This is a genomic window from Chelatococcus asaccharovorans (genome assembly GCF_003201475.1).
GTDB lineage: Bacteria > Pseudomonadota > Alphaproteobacteria > Rhizobiales > Beijerinckiaceae > Chelatococcus > Chelatococcus asaccharovorans.
In genome coordinates this window covers 1-21719 of the sequence record NZ_QJJK01000012.1, presented here as the reverse complement: position 1 = coordinate 21719, position 21719 = coordinate 1, and the positions used below count along the sequence as shown (strand labels likewise).

Below are 21719 nucleotides of genomic sequence, written 5' to 3'. Positions count from 1 at the left end.
CCGCCATGGATCCCGTCCGCACCGCCATCATGAACAATCGCTTCACGGCGATCGTCGAGGAAGCCTCGGCCGTTCTGCACCGCACCGCGCATACCACCTTCGTCAAGCTCGTGCAGGACTATCAATGCGCGCTGGCGACGCCCGATGGCGACATCTTCGCCTATCCGAGCCAGTCCGGCGTCACCGTGTTCATCGGCCTGCCCCTGCAGGAAACGCTGGACCGCATCGGCCGCGAGAATTTCGAGCCGGGCGACTGCTACATCACCAACGACCCGTTCTTCACGGACGGCCTGGTCACGCACATGATGGATGTGACCATGATCTATCCCGTTTTCCGCGACGGCGAACTCATCGCCTTCGGCTGGTCCTTCGTCCACGCTTCCGACATCGGCGGCGCGGTGCCGGGCAGCATCTCGCCGGCTTTCACCGAGTCCTTCCAGGAAGGGCTTAGGGTGCGGCCGATCAAGCTGTTCCGCCGCGGCGAGCTCAATCCGGACGCCAAGAACATCTTCCTCGACAACAGCCGCATTCCCGAAGAAATGTGGGGCGACTTCCAGGCGATGCTGTCGGCGCTGAAGAGCATGGACCGGCGCCTCAACCAGCTCTGCGACCGCTACGACGTTGAGACCGTGCGCACCGGCATGAAGGAGGTCATCGACTTCGCCGAGCTGAAGGCCCGGTCCGTCATCGCGCGCATTCCCGACGGCGAATACACCTTTTCGGACTATCTCGAAGGGCTTGAAGAAAATCAGCACGCCCATGTCATCACGACCATGCGCGTCAAGGGCGAGGAGATCGAACTCGATTTCACCGGCACCGATCCGCAGGTGGCGGCCGCCTACAACTTCATCATCGGCGAGCGCACACATCCCTATGTGACGCAAGCCCTGACCTATTACATCATGAGCCTGGAGCCGAGCGCGCCGAAGAACGCGGGGTTGCTCAAGCCCATCACCATGAAGGCGCCGCGCGGCACGGTCATCAACGCCGAATTCCCGGCGGCCATGGGCTCGCGGGTGGCGGCGGGCACGCGCGTGTTCGACACCGTGCTCGGCTGTCTCAACCAGGCCCTGCCGGACGGTCTGATGGCCGCCGGCGCCGGCATGGTCGGCATCATCGTCGTCAATGCCCGCGATCCCTCCACCGGCCGGCCACGCGTCAGCGTGCTCAACCCGATCATCGGCGGCGGCGGCGGACGCACGGGTCTTGACGGCATCGACGGTGTTGACGGCCGCTCCGGGGCGCTCAAGAGCATCCCGACCGAGGTCATCGAGGTCGAGACAGTCATGCATATGCGCGCCTGCCATCTCATGCCCGACACTCAGTCGGCCGGCGAGTGGCGTAGCGGCGCGGCGCTGGTGATGGAGATCGAGAACACCGGGCTTGAGGCGAGCATGACCGTACGCGGCATGAACCGCTTCAACTTCCGCCCGTGGGGCTTCCGTGGCGGGCATTTCGGCAAGCTCGGCGAAGTCATCTTCAAGCCGGCCGGCAAGCCCGAGGAATCGATCGGCAAGATCCGGGTGCTGCAGATGAAGCGCGGCGATGCGGTGCGGATCGTCACGCCGTCGGGCGGCGGGTTCGGCGACCCCTTCGCGCGCGATCCGGACCTCGTGCGCCGCGATGTCCAGGCCGAACTCCTCAGCGTGGCCGAGGCCAAGGCCCGCTATGGTGTCATCGCCACGGCCGAGGCCGTCGACGTAGCGGCCACCGAGGCGGAGCGCGCCTCACGGCCCCACGGCGCGGTGCCGCAGTTCGCCTTCGGTCCGGAGCGCGAACGCTATAACGAGATCTGGACGCCGGCGATCCGCATCTTCCTCGCGGGCGAGGTGCTGCGGCGGCCGAAGTCCTATCGCCATCTCATCATCGAGCATGTGCGCGAGGTCCTGACGGTGGCGGGCAAGCCCGTCTCGCAAGCGGACGTGCTCGCTGCCATCGCGGACGCCGAGGCCATCGTCGCGGGGATTGCGCCAAAGGCGGCTTGAGGCCGGATTCAGCACACCGTGCGGAAGCGCTCGACGCAGGTGGCGAGGACCTCCTCGCCCGGGCGCTTCCACCAGTTCTCGGCGGAGAAGATCTCCACCTCCTGGTGGCCGTGGAAGCCGGCCGCCTCGATCATGGCGCGGATGCCCTTCAAGTCGATGACGCCGTCGCCCATCATGCCGCGGTCGAGCAGAAGGTCGCGCGTCGGCACCAGCCAGTCGCAGATGTGATGCGCGAGGATGCGGCCCATGGCCCCGGCGCGCGCGATCTGCCGGGCGAGATCGGGATCCCACCACACATGGTAGACGTCGATGGCGACGCCGACGCCGTCGCCGAGGAGCTCGCAGATGTCGAGCGCCTGGGCGAGCGTGTTCACGCAGGCCCGGTCGGCAGCGTACATCGGATGCAGGGGCTCGATGGCGAGCGGCATGCCGGCGGCGCGGGCATGCGGCAGGATGGCGGCGATGCCGTCGGCGACCATCTCGCGGGCGTGGACGATATCGCGCGACGTCTCCGGCAAGCCGCCCACGACCAGCACCAGGCAATCGGCGCGCAGCGTGCAGGCTTCGTCGATCGCCCTTTTGTTGTCGTCGATCGCCGCCGCCCGACCGGCCGGATCCGCCGCCGGGAACATGCCGCCGCGGCAGAGGCCGGTAACCTTGAGATCGTTGTTCGCGACGAGACGCGCCGCCTCGTCAAGCCCGATCTTCGCAACCTGGTCGCGCCACGGGGCAATCGCCGTGATCCCCTGCGCGAGGCAGGCATCGACCGCCTGGCGCATGTCCCACTGCTGGCGCACGGTCGCGAGATTGATGGACAGACCTTCTACGGGCACGCTTCTCTCCTTCATCGCGGCTCACGCCGCCTGTCGTTGCATCTCCGCGCCTCGCCGGCGCTGATGCTACGCGCCGCGGAGGATGACATGATGCGCATAGGGCGATGTCTTGGGTGTCATCCTCGGCGGCGCGTAGCGCCGGGAAGAGGATCCATGAACACTGTCGATCCAGATAAATACCGCCGGTGTTCATGGATCCCCGACAGCCGCCTGTGGCGGCTTCGGGGATGACAAGCGGAAGTGGTCGTGCGCCATCCAGTCGGCGGAGAATCTTGTTCACACGCACAGATTTGATGACCGCTTTAAAAGGCCCTATTCCACGCCCGCCACAGCGAGCACCTTGCGCATGCGCGCGGCTGCCAGCTCCGGGTCCTTCAGGCAGCGGGCGGCGTCAGCCAGCCGGAAGAGCTCGGCCAGATGCACGATCGAGCGGGCGCTCTGCTGCCCGCCGAGCATCGTGAAATGGTCCTGCAGGCCATTGAGATAGGCGAGGAAAACGACGCCCGTCTTGTAGAACCGCGTCGGCGCCTTGAAGATATGGCGCGACAACGGAACCGTCGGCGCCAGAATATCGTGGAAGCCCGCCGCGTCACCGGCGCCGAGCCGCGCGAGCCCCGCGGAGGCCGCCGGCGCGATCGCATCGAAGATGCCGAGCAGCGCGTGGGAATAGCCTTGCGCGTCGCCGGCGATCAATTCGGCATAGTTGAAGTCGTCGCCCGTATACATGCGCACGCCGGAGGTGGTGTTGCCGGCGGCCATGAGCCGGCGCATGCGGATCTCCTTGTCCTTGGACAGGAGGGAGATCTTGATGCCGTCGACCTTGTCGGCATGGCTTGCGATGACATCGAGGCAGGTCGCCATCGCCGCGTCATGATCGCCCGAACCCCAGTAGCCTTCCAGCGCCGGGTCGAACATCTCGCCGAGCCAATGCAGAATGACCGGCTCCTTGACCTGGGCGAGGATGCGTCCGTAGACGCGGGCATAGTCGTCCGGACCCTTCGCCGCCTTGGCGAGCGCCCGGCTCGCCATCAGGATGATGCGCCCGCCCATCGCCTCGATGGTCTCGATCTGCTCCTCATAGGCGCGGATCACGTCGTCGATGGTGACCTCGGGGGAGGGGGCAAGCTGGTCCGTCCCGGCCCCGACGGCGATCAGCGCGCCGGGGCGGCTACGGGCCGCTTCCAGCGCATGCCGGATGAGTGTCCGGGCGTTGGCCCAGTCCAGGCCCATGCCGCGCTGGGCGGTATCCATGGCCTCGGCGACGCCGAAGCCGAGGTCCCACAGGTAGTGGCGGAAGGCGATCGTCTTGTCCCAGTCGATCGCGATGTCGAGCCACGGATCGTTGTCGGCGAACGGATCGGCGACCACGTGGACGGCGGCATAGGCGATGCGGTTGAACTGGGGCGCCGCGCCGGCGGCTGGCGCGGGCAGCGGGGCGTTGCGGACCGTATAGGTCTCGAGGACGCCGCCAGGGCGGGGAAGTGTGAGATGGGTCATGGCCATCACCGCACTTGTGCCAGCGTCTCGACCGGCGGCACGTCGAGCCAGCGACGTTCCGCCCAGCTCTTCAGGCCGAGCTCCGCGAGCTGCACGCCCTTCACGCCCTGCATGAGATCGAATTTCCACGGCGTGTCGGCCACCACATGGCGGATGAAATCCTCCCACTGGGCCTTGAAGCCGTTGTCGTAGACCTGGTTGTCGGGCACTTCGTCCCATTGATCCGCGAATTTCATGGTCTGCGGCTGATCCGGGTTCCACACCGGCCGCGGCGTGTTCACCCGGTGCTGCGTGAAGCAGCGGGTGAGGCCGGCGACTGCCGAGCCGTGGGTGCCGTCGACCTGGAAGGTCACGAGATCGTCGCGCTTCACGCGCACGGCCCAGGAGGAGTTGATCTGGGCGATGATGCCGCCTTCCAGCTCGAAGGTGGCGTAAGCCGCGTCGTCCGCATCGGCGGTATAGGGCTTGCCGTCCTCGCCGATGCGCGTCGGGATGTGGGTGGCGCCGAGGCAGGAGACGGCTTTGACCTCACCGAACAGGTTGTCGAGGACATAGCGCCAGTGGCAGAGCATATCGAGGATGATGCCGCCGCCGTCGCCCTTGCGATAGTTCCAGCTCGGCCGCTGCGCCGGCTGCCCCCAGTCGCCCTCGAACACCCAGTAGCCGAACTCGCCGCGGACCGAGAGAATGCGGCCGAAGAAGCCGGCTTCGTTGAGCATCTTGATCTTGCGCAGGCCCGGCAGATAGAGCTTGTCCTGCACCACGCCGTTCTTGACGCCGCGCTTGCGGGCGAGCTCGGCGACGGCCAGCGCCTCCCCGATCGTCTCGGCGATCGGCTTTTCCGAATAGACATGCTTGCCGGCCTCGATCGCGCGGGTCAGCAAGCCGGCGCGCATGACGGTGGAGCCGGCATCAAAGAAGACGGTGTCCTCGGGATTGGCGAGTGCGCCGTCGATATCGGTCGAGGTGCGGGCAATGCCGTGCTTCCTGGCGATCTCGGCGATTTTCTCGCCATTGCGTCCCACCAGGATCGGGTCGGGCATGACCCGGTCGCCGTTCGGCAGTGCAACACCGCCCTGATCGCGAATGGCGCAGATCGAGCGCACGAGATGCTGGTTGTAGCCCATGCGGCCGGTGATGCCGTGCATGATGAGGCCGAGACGTTGTACCGCCATGGTGTTTCCCCTTTACATCGCCGGAGGAGCGGCGATTTGTAAGTAACCGTATAGTTACAAATACAGCATGGCCGGGCGATGGCGTCAAGAGCTCACGCTTGGAGGGGAGATCGCGGCACCGCGGGTCCCGTAGTTGCCGAGCGTTGCAGAAACGTGACGAAATGTCGAAATCGTCATAACTCCGCCATCAACAATCCTTTCGGTTGCGGGGCCTGATTGACAGTGGGCCATCTCCTGCGGCTCGCTGAATCCTGATTGTCTTCGCCGTCCAATCGTCCACCCTTCAACATCACCCCGGAAGGGCCCCATGCCCGATCGCTGTTCGTTGTTCCGGTTCGTTGCCTTCGCATGCCCTGTTCTCGCTGCTTTCGGGACCGTCAATCTCCCGCATGCGGCGCTCGCCGATCCGCGTGATATCGCGGTGGAGGTCCGCAACCTGAGTGAGCCGGTCCGCTGCGCTGAGAAGGACAATGTGTATCTGCCGTTCCAGGCGGCCGCGAATGGTCCGGTGCTGAGCAGTTTCCAAATCGAGGTGCTGCATCCGGCCTATATCGGCATGCTCGCGGCCGATCGGCAGGCTCCGGATTGGGCGCAGTGCGACATGACGGCGGACCCGGTTCATCTCGGCAAGCCGCGCGAGGAAATGCTCGTCGACAACGCGCGCTACAAGCTGGTCGCCTACTCCTACCCGTCTCTCTGGCGGCCGAGCACGGTGCCTGTATTGATCGGCGACAAGCGGGAGGAGGGGATCCATCTGCTCCAACTCTGGGCGAAGGAGAAGGACGGCCCGTCCGAAGAGGTGCTGGTCGTCTACCCCCAGGACGGCTATTGGCGTGGTCGGCCTTTGAGCCCCAGGCATCTCGGCAACAGCGCCTATGGCACGTCCTTCCTCGTCGGGCCGGTGGAGACGGAGGGCAGGCCAATCGTTGCCCTGAAGGCCCTGTCTTTTGATCCCGCCACTGGCGATTTTCGTTTGGACTTCGCGCGGGGCGGCTCCGGCTCGCTTGCCATCGCAGCGCTGGATCGGGACAGACTGGCTCTGTCGATCAATTTCCAAGGCGCCGTGCCGGCCGACCATCCCTTCGCCGCGCTGCGTTCCATGTATGTCACCGAGACCAACGCCGATGCAGCGCGGGTCGCCTGGGTCCATGAGGACGGCAAGGGCTGGGGAGAGGCGCCTGTGATGGGCTTCACGAAGGCCTCGACCCCCGAGTTCTGGCTCGGCCGGGTTCTGCCTTCGCGCCACAATACCAGCGCGCCGGATGTAAGCCTCAGCCGGTTCCGGGCCGCTGTGGTCGAGGCAGCTACGCCGAAGCCCACCTTGACCGCCGGCGAGCCCGCCGTATCGGAGACGAATGTTCCGAAGGCCATGGCACCGATCACCCGCTGATCATCGAGTTTGGCGCATCCAGGGACCGCGACGAGCGGCATCACGTCATGACGCATGGCCGTAAGATCGGGATCCTGACCGCGGCGTTGCTGGTGGCCGGCATTGCCTCCGCGGCGCAGGCGCAAACGCCGGTGGCCGGGCAGCCGCCTTCCGCACCTGCGCCGGTCGTGGCCCAGCACGCGCCAGAACGCGCCTCGGCGCGCGTCGAGGACCTCATCGCCCGCATGACCATCGCGGAAAAGGTCGGGCAGCTCGTGCTTCTGTCGAGCAACCGCGCGGTCACCGGCCCCTACACCACGCCGGATGTGACCGGCGCCCTCGAAAGGGGCGAACTCGGCGGCATCTTCAACACCTATGACGTGGCCTTCACGCGGCAATTGCAGGAGACGGCCGTCAAGCACACGCGCCTCGGCATTCCCCTGCTCTTCGGCTTCGACGTTCTGCACGGGCACCGTACCATCTTTCCCGTCCCGCTCGGGCAGGCAGCGAGCTTCGACCTGAAGGCCATCGAAGGCGCGGAGCGGATCGCCGGGCGCGAGGCCGCCGCCGCCGGCATCAACTGGGTCTTTGCCCCGATGCTCGACGTGACCCGCGATCCCCGCTGGGGCCGCATCGTCGAAGGGGCGGGCGAATCACCGTGGCTCGGCGGCCAGATCGGCGCCGCCCGCGTCCGGGGGTTCCAGGGCGAGCGCCTCGATGCAGATGATTCGGTTGCGGCCTGCGTCAAGCATTTCGGTGCGAACGGGGCCGTGGAATCCGGCCGCGACTATACGGCCGCATCGGTCTCCGAACGGGCCCTGCGCGAGATCTATCTGCCGCCGTTCAAGGCAACCGTCGCCGCCGGCGTGCGCTGCTTCATGGCGGCCTTCAACACCTTCGATGGCGTGCCCGGCGTCGCCAACCGCCATCTCCTCACGGATATCCTGCGCAAGGAATGGGGCTTCCAGGGCGTTGTCGTCAGCGATTTCGGTGCGGTCGAGGAACTCGTGACGCATGGCATCGCGGCCGACCGCGAGGAAGCCGCGAAGCGTGCGCTCACGGCCGGGACCGATATCGAGATGCAGGGGGAGGCCTTCCGTCGCGACCTGCCGCGCCTCGTCGCATCGGGTGCGATCCCGATGGCTGTCCTCGATGACGCGGTCCGGCATGTGCTGACCTTCAAGGAGGAACTCGGCCTGTTCGACAAGCCCTTCGGCCGCATGGACGAAGCGCGGGAGCGGACGGCGCTGTTTGCGCCCGCCCATCGTCAGGCGGCGCTCGAACTCGCCGAAAAATCGCTCGTTCTTCTGAAGAACGATCGCGAAACGCTGCCGTTCTCGCCCGACGTGCGGCGCATCGCGGTTATCGGACCGCTCGCCGACGACCGCGCCGATACGCTCGGCCCCTGGGCGGCGAACGGTCAGCCGGACGATGCCATCACGCTGGCCGCCGGCTTGCGCCAGGTGCTGCCGAAGGCCGTGGTCGAGGTCGTCTCCGCCGGCTCCGTCAATGGCAGTTCGCCGGAGGCGCGCGCCGCGGCCGTCGCCGTGGCCCGCACCGCCGATGTCGTCGTGCTCGCGCTCGGCGAGAAATCGACGCAGAGCGGCGAGGCGGCGAGCCGCACCGATCTTGGCCTTCCCGGCGATCAGATGGAACTCGCCCGGGACGTGCTCGCCGTGGGCCGGCCGACGGCGGTGGTGCTGTTCCATGGGCGACCGCTGGTGCTGACGCCGCTCGTGAAGGACGCGCCGGCCATCCTCTCGGCCTGGTTCCCGGGCTCCATGGGCGGGCTGGCGATTGCGCGCACGCTGGTCGGCGAGAACGAGCCGCGCGGCCGTCTGCCCGTGACCTTTCCGCGCGCGGTCGGACAGATCCCGATCTATCACGATCATCTCAGGACCGGGCGGCCGCCGACCAATCCGCCACGCCCCTATACCGCGAGCTATCTCGACGAGGGCACGGAACCGCTTTTTCCCTTCGGCTACGGGCTGAGCTACACCGACTTCGGCTTCTCGCCGCCGCGCATTTCACCCATCGTCAAGGCCGGTGAGCCCATCGCGGTCGCGGTCGATGTCACCAATACCGGCCGGCGGCCGGGCACGGCCCTGGTGCAGCTCTATGTCAACCAGCCCGTAGCGGAGATTTCACGGCCGGTGAAGGAATTGCGCGGCTTCCAGCATGTTGCGCTGGAACCCGGCGAAACGCGCACGGTCACGCTGTCCCTCACGGACGCGGATCTCGCCTATTGGCATCAGGATGGACGGTGGGCCACCGACGCCGGGCGCTTCCGCGTGATGACCGGGGCCAATGCCGCCGACCTGCAAGCGGCGGAATTCACGCTGCAGAAATGACTGCGCTGCGCAATGACGGCGCTGGCGCTATCGCCACGAGGCGGCCGACTGCGGCAGGCGGCCCTCGGGATCGATCACGGTGAGCTCAGGCCCATCCGGCTCATTCCAGCGCCAAAGGGCGACGCAGCTACCGCCGGGCGACATGAAGGACGGATAGATCACGCCATCGAACCCGGCCGCGAGCAGGCGCTCACGCAGCTTGTGCGTCGCCGGGACTGTCCCCTCATCGAGACGCGCGCGCCACTCGCACGTGTGGATTGACTTATCGACGCCATGCGCGGCGAGGACCGCCTCGTTGCAGAGATCGGCCAGCATGGCGCCCCGAAGGCTCATCTGCGCGATGGTCGCAGGATGCTGGACAAAGCCTTGGTTGTATTCCGCCCAGGCGGTCGACAATTCCCGCGCCGCATAAAGGGTCGGTGCGCCGACAGGGTTCCATCGGCCGCCGAACTGCGCCGCGCCGTCGCCGGACAGGGGGGCATGCGCCCAGCGGGGCACATAGGCGCGCCAGAGAATGACGCTTGCATTGGACAGGCGGTTTCGCGCGTGCGGGCGCAGCTGGTCAGGCATAGACGCCTGAGCGCACCGCCTCGAGATAGGCGAGCACCTTGTCGGCCTTGCCTTCGCGCACGAGATCATAAGCGGTCTTACCGGCCCAGCCGGGGATGGGCTGATGCTTGAACCAGAGCGCGGCGCGTTCGTCGCCGCCGGCCATCTCCGAGGCCATCGCCACGATCCGGGCGACCGGGCTCAGGGCCTGATCCACCTTGCGGGCGCCACTCTTGGCGGTGAGGGTGTTGCGGGCGACACCCGCCAGCGCTGCGAGCTCCGTCAAGGTCACGCCGAGCAGCGCGGCGATGCGCCGTGCCGACAGGAAAGGGGCGTCACCTTCGCGGAAGCGGGTTACGGCAATTTCCAAAGCTGCGGCGTTCATGACAGCATCCAGTCGCAAATTGATCATCACGTGCTCAAAGTAAGATCAATCGACGCGCAGTGCAAGCTTAGGAATTGCGCGGTCATTCCGGGGCGGGCCAAAGGCCCGAGCCCGGAACCCATGAACGCGACGGTAAACCAGGAAGGGGCCCCATCTGACGTGTCTTCTTATCCGACCTCGTGTTCATGGGTGCCGGGCTCCTCGCTGACGCGAGGCCCCGGAATGACCGGCTGGATTGCGTGTGAAACCAGCGTGATTTAACCGTTGGTCAGCACGATCTTGCCGATATGCTCGCTCGTTTCCATCAGCGCATGCGCCTTGGCCGCCTCCGCCATCGGAAAGGTCTTGAAGATCAGCGGCTTGATGCGGCCGTTGGCGATCAGCGGCCAAACCTTGGCCTCCAGCGCCGCGGCGATACGGCCCTTGTCGGCGATGGAGCGCGGGCGCAGCGTTGCGCCGATCCAGGTCAGGCGTTTGGTCATCAGCTTGGTGAAATCGGCCTCGATCTTCGCCCCGCCCATGAAGGCGATCTGCGCCAGCCGCCCGTCGACGGCGAGCGCATCGATATTGCGCTGGGTGTAGCTGCCGCCGACCATGTCGAGGATGACATCGACACCGCGGCGGTCGGTCTCCGCCTTCACGCGCGCCACGAAATCCTCGTCGCGGTAGTTGATCGCCACATCCGCGCCGAGATCTTGGCAGGCCGCGCATTTCTCGGCACTGCCGGCCGTGGCGAAGACGCGGACGCCGAAGGCGTGTGCCAGCTGGATGGCGGTGGTGCCGATGCCGCTCGTGCCGCCATGGACGAGAAAGCTCTCGCCCGGCTCAAGCTTGGCGCGGTCGAAGACGTTGCTCCAGACCGTGAAGAACGTCTCGGGCAGGGCGGCAGCCTCGATCATGGAGAGACTGCCGGGAATGGGGAGCACCTGCGGCTCGGGCGCCAGGCAATAGTCGGCATAGCCACCCCCGGCGACCAGGGCGCAGACCTTATCGCCGGGCCGAAAGCGCCGGCAATCCGGGCCGACCGCGACGACCGTGCCGGCGCATTCGAGCCCCGGAATGTCCGGCGCGCCAGGCGGCGGCGGATACCCCCCCTTGCGCTGGGCGACGTCAGGCCGGTTGATGCCGGCTGCCTCCACCCGGATGAGCAACTCGCCGTTGCCGGGCTGCGGCAGGGGGCGCTCCACGGGCTTCAGCACCTCCGGGGCACCAAAGCCATCCATGGCGATGGCGATCATGGTCGCGGGCAATGCAACGGTCTCGGGCAAGGCAAGGGCTCCGGTTAATCTGCATGCGCATGATAGAGACTGCGCCGAGGCTTGGCCACGCAGACATGGCCGGCCAGCTATCGACATACAGCATCATGCCGCCGTCGTGGCCGGGCTTGTCACGGTGATGACGGTGATATCCGTTGGGCCTCGCTGGATCTCAGACCACCTTAGCGGCGGCATCCACGGGCTTCAGCATCCGCACGGCCGCGGCGGCGAGGGGATCGAGGCCGGTTGCCGTGCCATTGGCCTCAAGCGCGATGATCGCCTTGCGCATGCGCGGATCCCAGAACGATTGGAGATGCTCGGCAATGGCGGCCGGTGCCGTCGCCGTTCCTTGCGCCTTGAAGAAGGCGGCGATCTGGTTGGCCATGCGGATGAGCGTTTCAGGCGACATCAATGTGGCCTTCCTCGGCTGTGGTTTCGAGACGCGTGAAGTCGATACGGTCGGGATGGGTCACCACCTCGAAGCCATCCTCGCGCGCGACGGCGATCAAGGTCATGCCCGCCGCCTCGGCGCTGCGAATGGCGAGCGCGGTCGGCGCCGAGACCGCGACGAGAACGGGCGCGCCGGCAATGGCGGCCTTCTGCACCATCTCCACGGAGAGACGGCTCGTGACCATGATGAAGCCGGTGGCCGGGTCAATCCCCGCGCGGGCGAGCGCCCCCACGAGCTTGTCGAGCGCATTGTGCCGGCCGACATCCTCGCGCACGACGAAGAACCCCGCCGGCGTCGCGAAGGCCGCGCCATGGACGGCGCGCGTGGCGCGGTTGAGCACCTGAGCCTTGGGTAGGCGGCGCAAGGCGTTGGCGATCACATCCGCCTTCAGGCGTGACCTGCCGGGCGCGAGTGCGGGGAGGGGGCGCATGGCCTCGGCCAGGCTTTCGATGCCACAGAGGCCACAGCCCACCGGGCCGGCCATGGCCCGCCGGCGGCTGACGAAGGCCGCGTTGCGCGGTGACGCGAGCTCGATCTGGATGTCGAGCCCAAGCTCGGTCTCCTCGACAGCGATCTGCTCGATGTCCGCAGCCGATGTGACGATGCCCTCCGTCAGGCTGAAGCCCACCGCGAAATCCTCGAGATCGCAGGGGGTCGCCATCATCACGGCCTGGGTGCTTCCGCCATAGGTCAGCGCGATGGCGGTCTCCTCGGCAACCTCCCGGCGCGCCTGGCGCGCCGTGCCATCCTGCCATCGCAAGACGGCGCGCGTCTCCGTCGGTGCGATCACGTCCCGCTACTCCGCCGCATCCAGCCGGTGCGCGATCCGGCGGCTTTGAGCCGCATGCTCGCCATAACTCCGTTGCCAGTCGCTCGGCCCGTTCGAGGGGGCAACCTCAACGGCCGTAACCTTGTATTCCGGACAGTTGGTCGCCCAGTCGGAATAGTCTGACGTCACCACATTGGCTTGGGTGAGGGGGTGATGGAAGGTAGTGTAGACCACCCCCGGCGCCACGCGGTCGGTGATCGTCGCCCGCAGCGTCGTGTCGCCAGCCCGGCTCGCGAGCCGCACGAAGTCGCCCTCGCGGATGCCGCGGTTCTCGGCATCATGCGGGTGGATCTCCAAAAGGTCCTCCTCATGCCAGACCACATTGGCGGTGCGGCGCGTCTGCGCCCCGACGTTGTACTGGCTGAGGATGCGCCCCGTGGTGAGCAGCAGCGGGAAGCGCGGCCCGGTCTTCTCATCCGTCGCCACATATTCGGTGATCATGAACAGGCCCTGGCCGCGCACGAAGCCGGCGGCATGCATCACGGGGGTGCCTTCCGGCGCCTTGTCGTTGCAGGGCCATTGCACGGAGCCGAGCGCCTCGAGCTTGTCATAGGAGACACCGGCGAAGCTCGGCGTCGTCGCGGCGATCTCGTCCATGATTTCGCCGGGGTGCGTATAGGCCCACGGCAGCCCCATCGCCTGGGCGAGGCGCTGCGTCACCTCCCAGTCGGCATAGCCGTTCTTCGGCGTCATCACCTTGCGCACGCGCTGGATGCGACGCTCCGCATTGGTGAAGGTGCCGTCCTTCTCCAGGAAGGTCGAGCCCGGCAGGAAGACATGGGCGTAATTGGCCGTCTCGTTGAGGAAGAGATCATGCACGACCACGCATTCCATGGCGCTGAGGCCTGCGGTGACGTGGTGCGTATTGGGATCGGACTGGACGATATCCTCACCCTGGACATAGAGGCCCCTGAACGAGCCGTCGAGGGCGGCATCGAACATGTTGGGGATCCTCAGGCCCGGTTCGTTGTCGAGCGTCACGCCCCACAGCTTCTCGAAGATGTCGCGCGTCGCGTCGTCCGAGATATGCCGGTATCCCGGCAGTTCATGCGGGAAGGAGCCCATGTCGCAGGAGCCCTGCACGTTGTTCTGGCCGCGCAGCGGATTGACGCCCACGCCCTCCCGGCCGAGATTGCCGGTGGCCATCGCGAGATTGGCGATGGCCATCACGGTGGTCGAGCCCTGGCTGTGCTCGGTCACGCCCAAACCATAATAGATCGCGCCGTTGCCGCCGGTGGCATAGAGCCGCGCGGCACCGCGGATGGTCTCGGCCGGCACGCCGGAAATCGCCTCCACGGCCTCCGGGCTGTTGCGCGGCTCGGCGACGAACGACGCCCAATGCGCGAAGGCGCTCCAGTCGCAGCGCTCGCGCACGAAGGCCTCATCGACGAGACCTTCGGTGACGATGACATGGGCCATCGCCGTCAGCACGGCGACATTGGTGCCGGGCTTCAGCGGCAGGTGGAAGGCCGCTTCCACATGGGGCGTGCGCACGAGATCGATGCGGCGGGGATCGACGACGATAAGTTTCGCACCCTGCCGGAGGCGCTTCTTCAGCCGCGAGCCGAAGACCGGATGCCCGTCGGTCGGATTGGCGCCGATCACCATGACGACGTCGCTATGCTCGACGGAATCGAAATCCTGGGTGCCGGCCGAGGTGCCGAAGGCCGTCTTCAGGCCGTAGCCCGTCGGCGAATGGCAGACCCGGGCGCAGGTGTCGACATTGTTGTTGCCGAAGCCGGCGCGCACCAGTTTCTGGACGAGATAGGTCTCTTCGTTGGTGCAGCGCGACGAGGTGATGCCGCCGATCGCGTCCTTGCCATAGGTGGCCTGGATGCGTCGGAATTCGCTCGCCACGCGCGCGAGTGCCTCGTCCCAGCTCACCTCGCGCCAGGGATCGGTGATCTTCTCACGGATCATCGGGTTGAGGATGCGGTCGCGATGCGTCGTGTAGCCCCAGGCGAAGCGTCCCTTGACGCAGGAATGCCCGCGATTGGCCTTGCCGTCCTTCCAGGGCACCATGCGCACGACGTCCTCGCCGCGCATCTCGGCCTTGAAGGTGCAGCCGACCCCACAATAGGCGCAGGTCGTCACCACGGAATGCTCGGGCTGGCCGATGGCGATGACGGACTTCTCGGTCAGGGTCGCCGTCGGGCAGGCCTGCACGCAGGCGCCGCAGGAGACACATTCCGAACCGAGGAAGCTCTCGTGCATGCCGGGCGAAACCCGGCTGTCGAAGCCGCGCCCCTCGATGGTCAGGGCGAAGGTGCCCTGGACCTCCTCGCAGGCCCGCACACAGCGCGAGCAGACGATGCATTTCGAGGGATCATAGGTGAAATAGGGGTTCGACTCGTCCTTCGGCAGGAAGCGGTCGTTGACCGCGCCGGCGCGGCTCGCGACCACGTGGTTCTCGCCCTCGTAGCCATAGCGCACCTCGCGCAGGCCGACGGCGCCGGCCATGTCCTGCAATTCGCAATCGCCATTGGCCGCGCAGGTCAGGCAATCGAGCGGGTGGTCGGAGATATAGAGCTCCATCACCCCCTTGCGGATCTGCGCGAGCCGCTCGGTCTGGGTGCGCACGACCATGCCGGCGGCGACCGGCGTCGTGCAGGAGGCCGGCGTTCCGCGCATGCCGTCCACCTCGACAAGGCACATGCGGCAGGAGCCGAAGGCGTCGACCATATCGGTGGCGCAAAGCTTCGGGATCTGCGTTCCCATCTCCATCGCGGCGCGCATGATGGAGGTGCCGACGGGCACCGCGACGGTCCGTCCGTCGATGGTGAGGCTGACCATAGCCTCGGAACGCGCGGCAGGCGTGCCGTAATCGGTTTCGTGGATGAGGGTCATGGCAGGGGCCTCATGATAGGTCCGAGGCGGGCACCGGCACCCCCCTCTCTGTCTCTCCCCCGCAAGGGGGGAGAGCACGCTAATCGTATCGCGACACACGCAATGCAGCGTTTCCCTCCCCCCTTGCGGGGGAGGGTTAGGCGGGGAAGGGTTAGGGAGGGGGGTAACACTTCACCCAGGTCCATCATGCCGCTCATTCCGCCGCCTCCATTCTACCATTGGGCGGGAGAAGGCCGAAATCTTCGCGGAAATGGGTCAGCGCGCTCATCACGGGGTAGGGCGTGAAGCCCCCAAGCGCGCAGAGCGATCCGAACTTCATCGTCTCGCAGAGATCGGCCAGGAGTGCCGCATTCGCGTCGACATCGCGCCCGGCGATGATGCGATCCACCACCTCGACGCCGCGCGTCGAGCCGATGCGGCAGGGGGTGCACTTGCCGCAGCTCTCGATGGCACAGAATTCCATGGCAAAGCGCGCCTGCCGCGCCATTTCCACGGTGTCGTCGAAGACGACGATGCCGCCATGGCCGATGAGCCCGTCACGGGCGGCGAAGGCCTCGTAGTCGAAGGGCGTGTCGAACAGGGCAGGGGGGAAATAGGCACCGAGCGGCCCGCCGACCTGCACCGCCTTGACCGGCCGGCCGGTTGCCGTGCCACCGCCAATGTCGTCGACCAATGCGCCCAAGGTGATGCCGAAGCCCGTCTCGAACAGCCCGCCATGGCGGATATTGCCGGCGAGCTGGACCGCCATGGTCCCGCGCGAGCGACCGAAGCCGACTGCCGCAAAGGCAGCCGGCCCCTCCGCCAGAATGAAGGGCACCGAGGCAAGGGAGAGCACGTTATTGATGACGGTCGGCGCGCCGAACAGCCCCTTGATGGCAGGCAGGGGCGGCTTGGCCCGCACCTGTCCGCGCTTGCCCTCGATCGATTCGAGCAGCGCCGTTTCCTCGCCGCAGACATAGGCGCCGGCGCCGATCCTGAGTTCGATGGAAAAACTGCGTCCGGAGCCGAGAATATCGGTGCCGAGAAGGCCAGCCCTCTCGGCGATGGCCAAGGCCTTCGCCATCACGTCGTTGGCGTGGGGGTATTCGGAGCGGCTGTAGATATAGCCGTGGCTCGCCCCCACGGCGAGACCGGCGATGATCATGCCCTCGATGAGGATTAAGGGATCCCCCTCCATCAGCATCCGGTCGGCGAAGGTGCCGCTGTCGCCCTCGTCGGCATTGGTGACGACGAATTTACGCGAGCCCTCGGCGGCCAGCACCGTTTTCCACTTGATGCCTGTCGGAAAGCCCGCGCCGCCGCGGCCGCGCAGCCCCGATTGCGTCACCTGGTCGACGATCGCTTCCGGCGCCAGCGCCAGCGCCGCCGCGAGCCCCTTGAGGCCACCAGCGGCCTTGTAATCGTCCAGCGACAAGGGATCGACGACGCCGCAGCGCGCGAAGGTGAAGCGCGTCTGGCGTTTGAGGAAGGGGATCTCCTCGGTCAGGCCGAGATAGAGCGGATGCGTGGTGAAAGGCGCGGCCCCACCTCCGCCGCGCGGAGGACCCTCCCCTCGAGGGGAGGGATCGGCCAGAGCTGCCACCAGCTCCGGCACGTCGCTCGGTGCGACCGGCCCGAAGGCGATCCGGCCGGCCGGCGTTTCAACTTCGACGAGGGGCTCCAGCCAATAGAGGCCGCGCGAGCCGTTGCGCACCAGGGTGACCGCAAGCTCCTGCCGGGCCGCTTCGGCGGTGATCGCCGCCGCAACCGCATCGGCGCCGACCGCCAGCGCGCCCGAATCACCAGGGACGAAAATGCGCATCGTCATGGCGCCACCTCGGCGATCAGAGCGCCGGCCTTTGCCTCGTCGAGGCGACCGACAACCCGCCCATCGACCATGGCGGCGGGTGCGACGGCGCACAAGCCGAGGCAATAGACCGGCTCGAGGGTCACGCGGCCGTCCGCCGTCGTCTCGCCCATGGTGACGCCGAGGCCTGCCTCCACCAGCCGCGCGACACGCTCGGCCCCCATGGACTGGCAGGCCTCCGCCCGGCAGAGTTTCAGGACATGCCGGCCGGCCGGTTGGCTGCGGAAATCATGGTAAAAGGTAACCACGCCATGGATTTCCGCGCGTGAGCGGTTGAGCTTCTCCGCGACGATCGGCGCCGCCGCCGGGGGGATAAAGCCAAAAGCGGACTGGATCGCGTGAAGGATGGGCAGCGTCGCCCCCTCCACCGTCTCGAAGCGTGCGATGATGGCCGACAGCTCATCGCGCTGCGCGCCACTCAAATCCTTCGGCTCGACCGCTGTCCGGTCGTCCCCGTGGCGCGACTGAGACATGATGACCCGTAACCTCCCATTTCGACCCCACCTCGGGCGTCTATTATCATTCTAAGGTAAGAGGGCAAGCTTCGCCAATCCACGTGGGAGCCAATGCGACCTGACGACGCTGGTGGTCCGTCCGATTGCGATAACGCAAGCTGAATGCGTTGCGTGCGTCCCGTCACACATGCGCGCAGACGCTTCGGGATCCGGAAACGGGAACTAGACCGTTCACCCGTTGTTTTCGCTGACAGCCGCCGTCTGATCGGACAGTATTGCCGGCGCCAGGGGAGGCAATCCCGGATCATCGAGAGCCTGTCGAGGAGCTACCATGCCGACGTCGTTTCTGAACGACCTCTTGCAAACGCTGACCAACCGGGGCCGCACGTTCCTGGGCCTGCCACCTGATCCTGCGCTGAGGGCCGATCCGAGCGCGCTTGCGGAGCAACTCCTGTCGGAACGTGGCGAGGCGTCGGGCGTGGCGCTGGCGCAGGCGCTCCTCGACAGCTATGCCGCGGCCCCGCCTGAGGCGCGCCTTGCCTTCCTGCGCGTGCTCGCGGAGCGTTTCGGCGCCGATCGGGCGCGGCTCGACCGGGCGCTGGAGGCCTTTCGCGCCAATCCTGACGACGACACGATCCACGAGCTCCACAACGCGGCGGAGGCACGGCGGCAGGAACTCATCCGCCGGCTGAATCTCGCCCCCGGCGGCACGGCGGCGCTCGTCAAGATGCGTGAGGACATCCTTGAACATCTGCGCGAGGAGCCGGCGCTCCGGTCGGTCGACAGCGATTTCCGGCATCTCTTCTCGTCGTGGTTCAACCGCGGCTTTCTCGTGCTGCGACCGATCGAATGGAGCTCACCCGCGCATATTCTCGAGAAGATCATCCGCTACGAGGCCGTCCACGCCATCAGTGACTGGAACGACCTGCGCGGGCGCCTGGAGCCCGCCGACCGGCGCTGTTTCGCCTTCTTCCACCCGCAGCTCGGTGACGAGCCGCTGATCTTTGTCGAGGTCGCCTTGACCCGGGAGATCCCGGGTGCGATCGCGCCGCTGCTGGCCCAGAAGCGTGATCCCATCCGCGCTGAGGATGCGACAACGGCCGTGTTCTATTCCATTTCCAATACACAGAAGGGCCTTGCCGCCATCTCCTTCGGTCATTTCCTGATCAAGCAGGTGGTGCAGGACCTGAAACGCGACCTTCCCAACCTCAAGACCTTTGTGACCCTCTCGCCGGTGCCGGGCTTCGCCGCCTGGCTCAACCGCGAACGCCGGGCGGAGGTGTCCGATGCGCTGGACGAGGCGGACAAGGCCACGCTCGCCGCCCTCGACGAGCCGGGCTGGCACGAGAACCAGGCCGGCTTGCCGGCGCTGCGCAAGGTGATGCTGCAGGCCGCCGCCTATTATTTCCTGAAGGCGAAGAGCCCGCGCGGCACGCCGGTCGACCCGGTCGCACGCTTCCATCTCGGCAACGGCGCGCGGCTGGAAAAGCTCGACTTCCTGGGCGATCCCTCACCCAAGGGGCTGACGCAGTCCTACGGTCTGATGGTCAACTATCTCTATGCCCTTGACGATATCGAGGCGAACCACGAAGCCTATGCGCGCGCCGGCGAGATCATCGCCGCACCCGCCATTCGCAAGCTCGTCAAGGCCGATAAGCCGCAACGCGCGCTCGCCACGGTGACGGACTGAGGCTATCAGACCAAGAAACGAATGGAGCTTACGCCCTATGACCTCACACCTGCTCTCCGGACTGATGGCCAAGGCCCCTGCCGCGGACAAGCCGTTCATTAAAGTCGCCGGCGGACGCACGATTACCTATGGCGATCTGGTGAAGGAGAGCGCAAGGCTGGCCGCGACACTGGTCGAGCTCGGGGTTCGGCCGGGTGATCGCGTTGCCGTGCAGGTGGACAAGAGCGCCGAGGCCATCGTGCTCTATCTCGCGACGGTCCGGGCAGGCGCCATCTTTCTGCCGCTCAACACCGCCTATACGCTCACCGAACTCGACTATTTCCTCGGCGATGCCGAGCCGCGCCTCGTCGTCTGCGACCCGGCGAAATACGATGGAATCAAGGAACTCGCCGGCCGGCACGGGATCGCGGCGGTGGAAACCCTTGACGGCGAGGGCAGGGGCAGCCTCGTCGACAAGGCCGCCGCACTGCCGGACGCCGCCGCGGCGGCTTTCGTCGACGCGCCCCGCGGCGCGGATGACCTGGCCGCCATCCTCTACACCTCCGGCACGACAGGGCGCTCCAAGGGTGCCATGCTCAGCCACGACAATCTCCTGTCGAACGCGCTGACCCTGGTCGACTACTGGCGCTTCACGGACCAGGACGTCCTGCTGCATGCGCTGCCGATCTTCCACACCCATGGCCTGTTCGTCGCCACCAACACCATCCTGGCGGCCGGCGCCACCATGCTCTTTCTCCCGAAGTTCGATGCGGACAAGGTAATGGCGCTTCTGCCTGAGGCCACGAGCATGATGGGCGTGCCGACCTTCTACACGCGCCTTCTCCAGCATGACGGACTGACGCGCGATGCCACCGCCCATATCAGACTGTTTGTCTCCGGCTCGGCGCCGCTGCTGGCCGAGACGCATCGAGAATGGCGCGAGCGCACCGGCCACGCCATTCTCGAGCGCTACGGCATGACCGAGACCAACATGAACACCTCGAACCCCTATGACGGCGATCGCATCGCCGGCACGGTGGGCTACCCCTTGCCCGGCGTGGACCTCCGGGTTGTTGATGCCGATACGCGCCAAGCCGTCGGCCCCGACGGCATCGGCGTCATCGAGGTGAGGGGCCCCAATGTTTTCAAGGGTTACTGGCGGAATCCTGAGAAAACGCAGGAAGAATTCCGCGCCGACGGCTTCTTCATCACCGGCGACCTCGGCAAGGTCGATACGGCCGGCTATGTCCATATCGTCGGGCGCGCCAAGGACCTGATCATCTCCGGGGGCTTCAACGTCTATCCCAAGGAGATCGAGGAGGCGATCGACGACCTGCCGGGCGTCGTTGAGAGCGCCGTCATCGGCCTGCCGCATCCGGATTTCGGGGAGGGCGTGGTCGCCGCCGTGGTCGCCGATCCGCAAAACCCGGCCGATCCCGCAACCATCGCGGCGGCGCTGGCCGAGCGCCTCGCCAAGTTCAAGCAGCCGAAACACGTGTTCATCGTCGATGAGCTGCCGCGCAACACCATGGGCAAGGTCCAGAAGAACATCCTGCGCCAGCGTTTCGCGGATGTTTTCCAGAGACAGGCCGGCTGAGCCACGCAGAGACGTGTCAACGCCTACGCCGGCAGACAGCAGCATGCCTGCCGGTGCAGCTGAGAACAGATCCGACGAGAAGGATCGGAGCAAGTCCGAAAAAAGATGGCCTTGCTCTGGACGCGGCCCGCAAGACGCCGCGGTGGTAGCCGGGACGAGGCCATCTCGTCCGTAAGCGGTCGTTACAAGCGCGAGATCAGGACCATAACCCGCTGTGAAATCTTATCTTTAAGGCGGCGAGGCGGAATGCCGAGGGGGCTCGATCTACGGCCGATGGGACACTGAAAACCACTTACGCCGAGATGCTGAATACGCATAAGCATGATTATGGAACCTAAGAGGACAATTGAGGATGCGACACCTCCAAGCGTTGCGAAGCAAGCGCCTGGCGCGTTCCGGAACGAGTATCCGCATTATTGTTCAATAGGTTAGGTCGCCCGCTTCGACTGCCCGCCCGTGGCCGCCAGAGCTTTGTTCCGCGCGCTATCTTCGCGCGGACCGGCATCCATGTCGCGTAACAATGCTCTAGATGTCGTTTCCAAGAAGGTTGTTCAGCCTCTGGAATGGCGGGATGCCGTTGAGGGCCGAGTGGGGTCGTCGGGTGTTGTAGGCGTCGATCCAGGAG

The 21719-nt window shown here is 66.4% G+C and carries 17 protein-coding genes; 5 read left to right on the top strand and 12 right to left on the bottom strand.

Annotated elements, in window-relative coordinates; all coding sequences use genetic code 11:
- Positions 1-5 precede the first annotated feature (5 nt).
- A complete protein-coding gene (locus C7450_RS25215) occupies positions 6-1985 on the top strand; it encodes a hydantoinase B/oxoprolinase family protein (RefSeq protein ID WP_110377243.1) in 1980 nt (659 codons plus the stop codon).
- Positions 1986-1993: 8 nt separating this feature from the next.
- On the opposite strand, the gene C7450_RS25210 is transcribed toward C7450_RS25215, so the two are convergent.
- From C7450_RS25210 to C7450_RS25200, 3 genes are all read right to left on the bottom strand, one after another.
- On the bottom strand, positions 1994-2818 hold the full coding sequence (locus tag C7450_RS25210; protein ID WP_110377458.1) for a sugar phosphate isomerase/epimerase family protein: 825 nt from the start codon (positions 2816-2818) through the stop codon (positions 1994-1996).
- 312 nt (positions 2819-3130) lie between these two features.
- Complete coding sequence (locus tag C7450_RS25205) at positions 3131-4315, bottom strand: dihydrodipicolinate synthase family protein (RefSeq protein ID WP_110377457.1); 1185 nt, start codon at positions 4313-4315, stop codon at positions 3131-3133.
- A 5-nt stretch (positions 4316-4320) separates the two neighbouring features.
- Positions 4321-5490 (bottom strand): Gfo/Idh/MocA family protein, encoded by a 1170-nt coding sequence (locus C7450_RS25200; RefSeq protein WP_110377242.1) that lies wholly within the window; start codon positions 5488-5490, stop codon positions 4321-4323.
- 307 nt (positions 5491-5797) lie between these two features.
- Here C7450_RS25200 and C7450_RS25195 point away from each other — a divergent pair, with 307 nt between their 5' ends.
- Positions 5798-6880, top strand: coding sequence for a hypothetical protein (locus tag C7450_RS25195; RefSeq protein WP_110377241.1), 1083 nt, complete (start codon positions 5798-5800; stop codon positions 6878-6880).
- 47 nt (positions 6881-6927) lie between these two features.
- Positions 6928-9210 (top strand): glycoside hydrolase family 3 N-terminal domain-containing protein, encoded by a 2283-nt coding sequence (locus tag C7450_RS25190; RefSeq protein ID WP_110377240.1) that lies wholly within the window; start codon positions 6928-6930, stop codon positions 9208-9210.
- Between the two features lie 27 nt (positions 9211-9237).
- On the opposite strand, the gene C7450_RS25185 is transcribed toward C7450_RS25190, so the two are convergent.
- From C7450_RS25185 to C7450_RS25150, 8 genes are all read right to left on the bottom strand, one after another.
- Positions 9238-9780 (bottom strand): RES family NAD+ phosphorylase, encoded by a 543-nt coding sequence (locus C7450_RS25185; protein WP_110377239.1) that lies wholly within the window; start codon positions 9778-9780, stop codon positions 9238-9240.
- Positions 9773-10144 carry an antitoxin Xre/MbcA/ParS toxin-binding domain-containing protein gene (locus C7450_RS25180; RefSeq protein WP_110377456.1) on the bottom strand — a complete coding sequence of 124 codons (372 nt, stop codon included), beginning with the start codon at positions 10142-10144 and terminating at the stop codon, positions 9773-9775. Before C7450_RS25180 ends, C7450_RS25185 begins: the two co-directional genes overlap by 8 nt.
- A gap of 257 nt (positions 10145-10401) precedes the next feature.
- Positions 10402-11382: an NAD(P)H-quinone oxidoreductase gene (locus C7450_RS25175; protein WP_245450126.1), complete on the bottom strand. Its 981-nt coding sequence runs from the start codon at positions 11380-11382 to the stop codon at positions 10402-10404.
- A gap of 190 nt (positions 11383-11572) precedes the next feature.
- Positions 11573-11809 carry a formate dehydrogenase subunit delta gene (locus C7450_RS25170; protein WP_110377237.1) on the bottom strand — a complete coding sequence of 79 codons (237 nt, stop codon included), beginning with the start codon at positions 11807-11809 and terminating at the stop codon, positions 11573-11575.
- A complete protein-coding gene (fdhD, locus tag C7450_RS25165; RefSeq protein WP_245450125.1) occupies positions 11799-12611 on the bottom strand; it encodes a formate dehydrogenase accessory sulfurtransferase FdhD in 813 nt (270 codons plus the stop codon). Before fdhD ends, C7450_RS25170 begins: the two co-directional genes overlap by 11 nt.
- A 36-nt stretch (positions 12612-12647) precedes the next feature.
- Positions 12648-15527: a formate dehydrogenase subunit alpha gene (gene fdhF / locus C7450_RS25160; protein ID WP_110377235.1), complete on the bottom strand. Its 2880-nt coding sequence runs from the start codon at positions 15525-15527 to the stop codon at positions 12648-12650.
- A 193-nt stretch (positions 15528-15720) separates the two neighbouring features.
- Complete coding sequence (locus C7450_RS25155) at positions 15721-17334, bottom strand: formate dehydrogenase beta subunit (RefSeq protein WP_110377234.1); 1614 nt, start codon at positions 17332-17334, stop codon at positions 15721-15723.
- Positions 17331-17846, bottom strand: coding sequence for a formate dehydrogenase subunit gamma (locus tag C7450_RS25150; protein ID WP_110377233.1), 516 nt, complete (start codon positions 17844-17846; stop codon positions 17331-17333). The genes C7450_RS25155 and C7450_RS25150 overlap by 4 nt, the downstream gene beginning before the upstream one ends.
- Positions 17847-18159: 313 nt before the next feature.
- On the opposite strand from C7450_RS25150, the gene C7450_RS25145 reads away from it, so the two are divergent.
- Complete coding sequence (locus tag C7450_RS25145) at positions 18160-19518, top strand: malonyl-CoA decarboxylase (protein WP_110377232.1); 1359 nt, start codon at positions 18160-18162, stop codon at positions 19516-19518.
- Positions 19519-19555: 37 nt separating this feature from the next.
- Complete coding sequence (locus C7450_RS25140; protein WP_110377231.1) at positions 19556-21094, top strand: malonate--CoA ligase; 1539 nt, start codon at positions 19556-19558, stop codon at positions 21092-21094.
- Between the two features lie 525 nt (positions 21095-21619).
- Here the strand turns inward: C7450_RS25140 and C7450_RS35205 are convergent.
- Positions 21620-21719 (bottom strand): integrase core domain-containing protein (locus tag C7450_RS35205; RefSeq protein ID WP_146227229.1); only part of this gene is annotated, 100 nt, incomplete at its 5' end.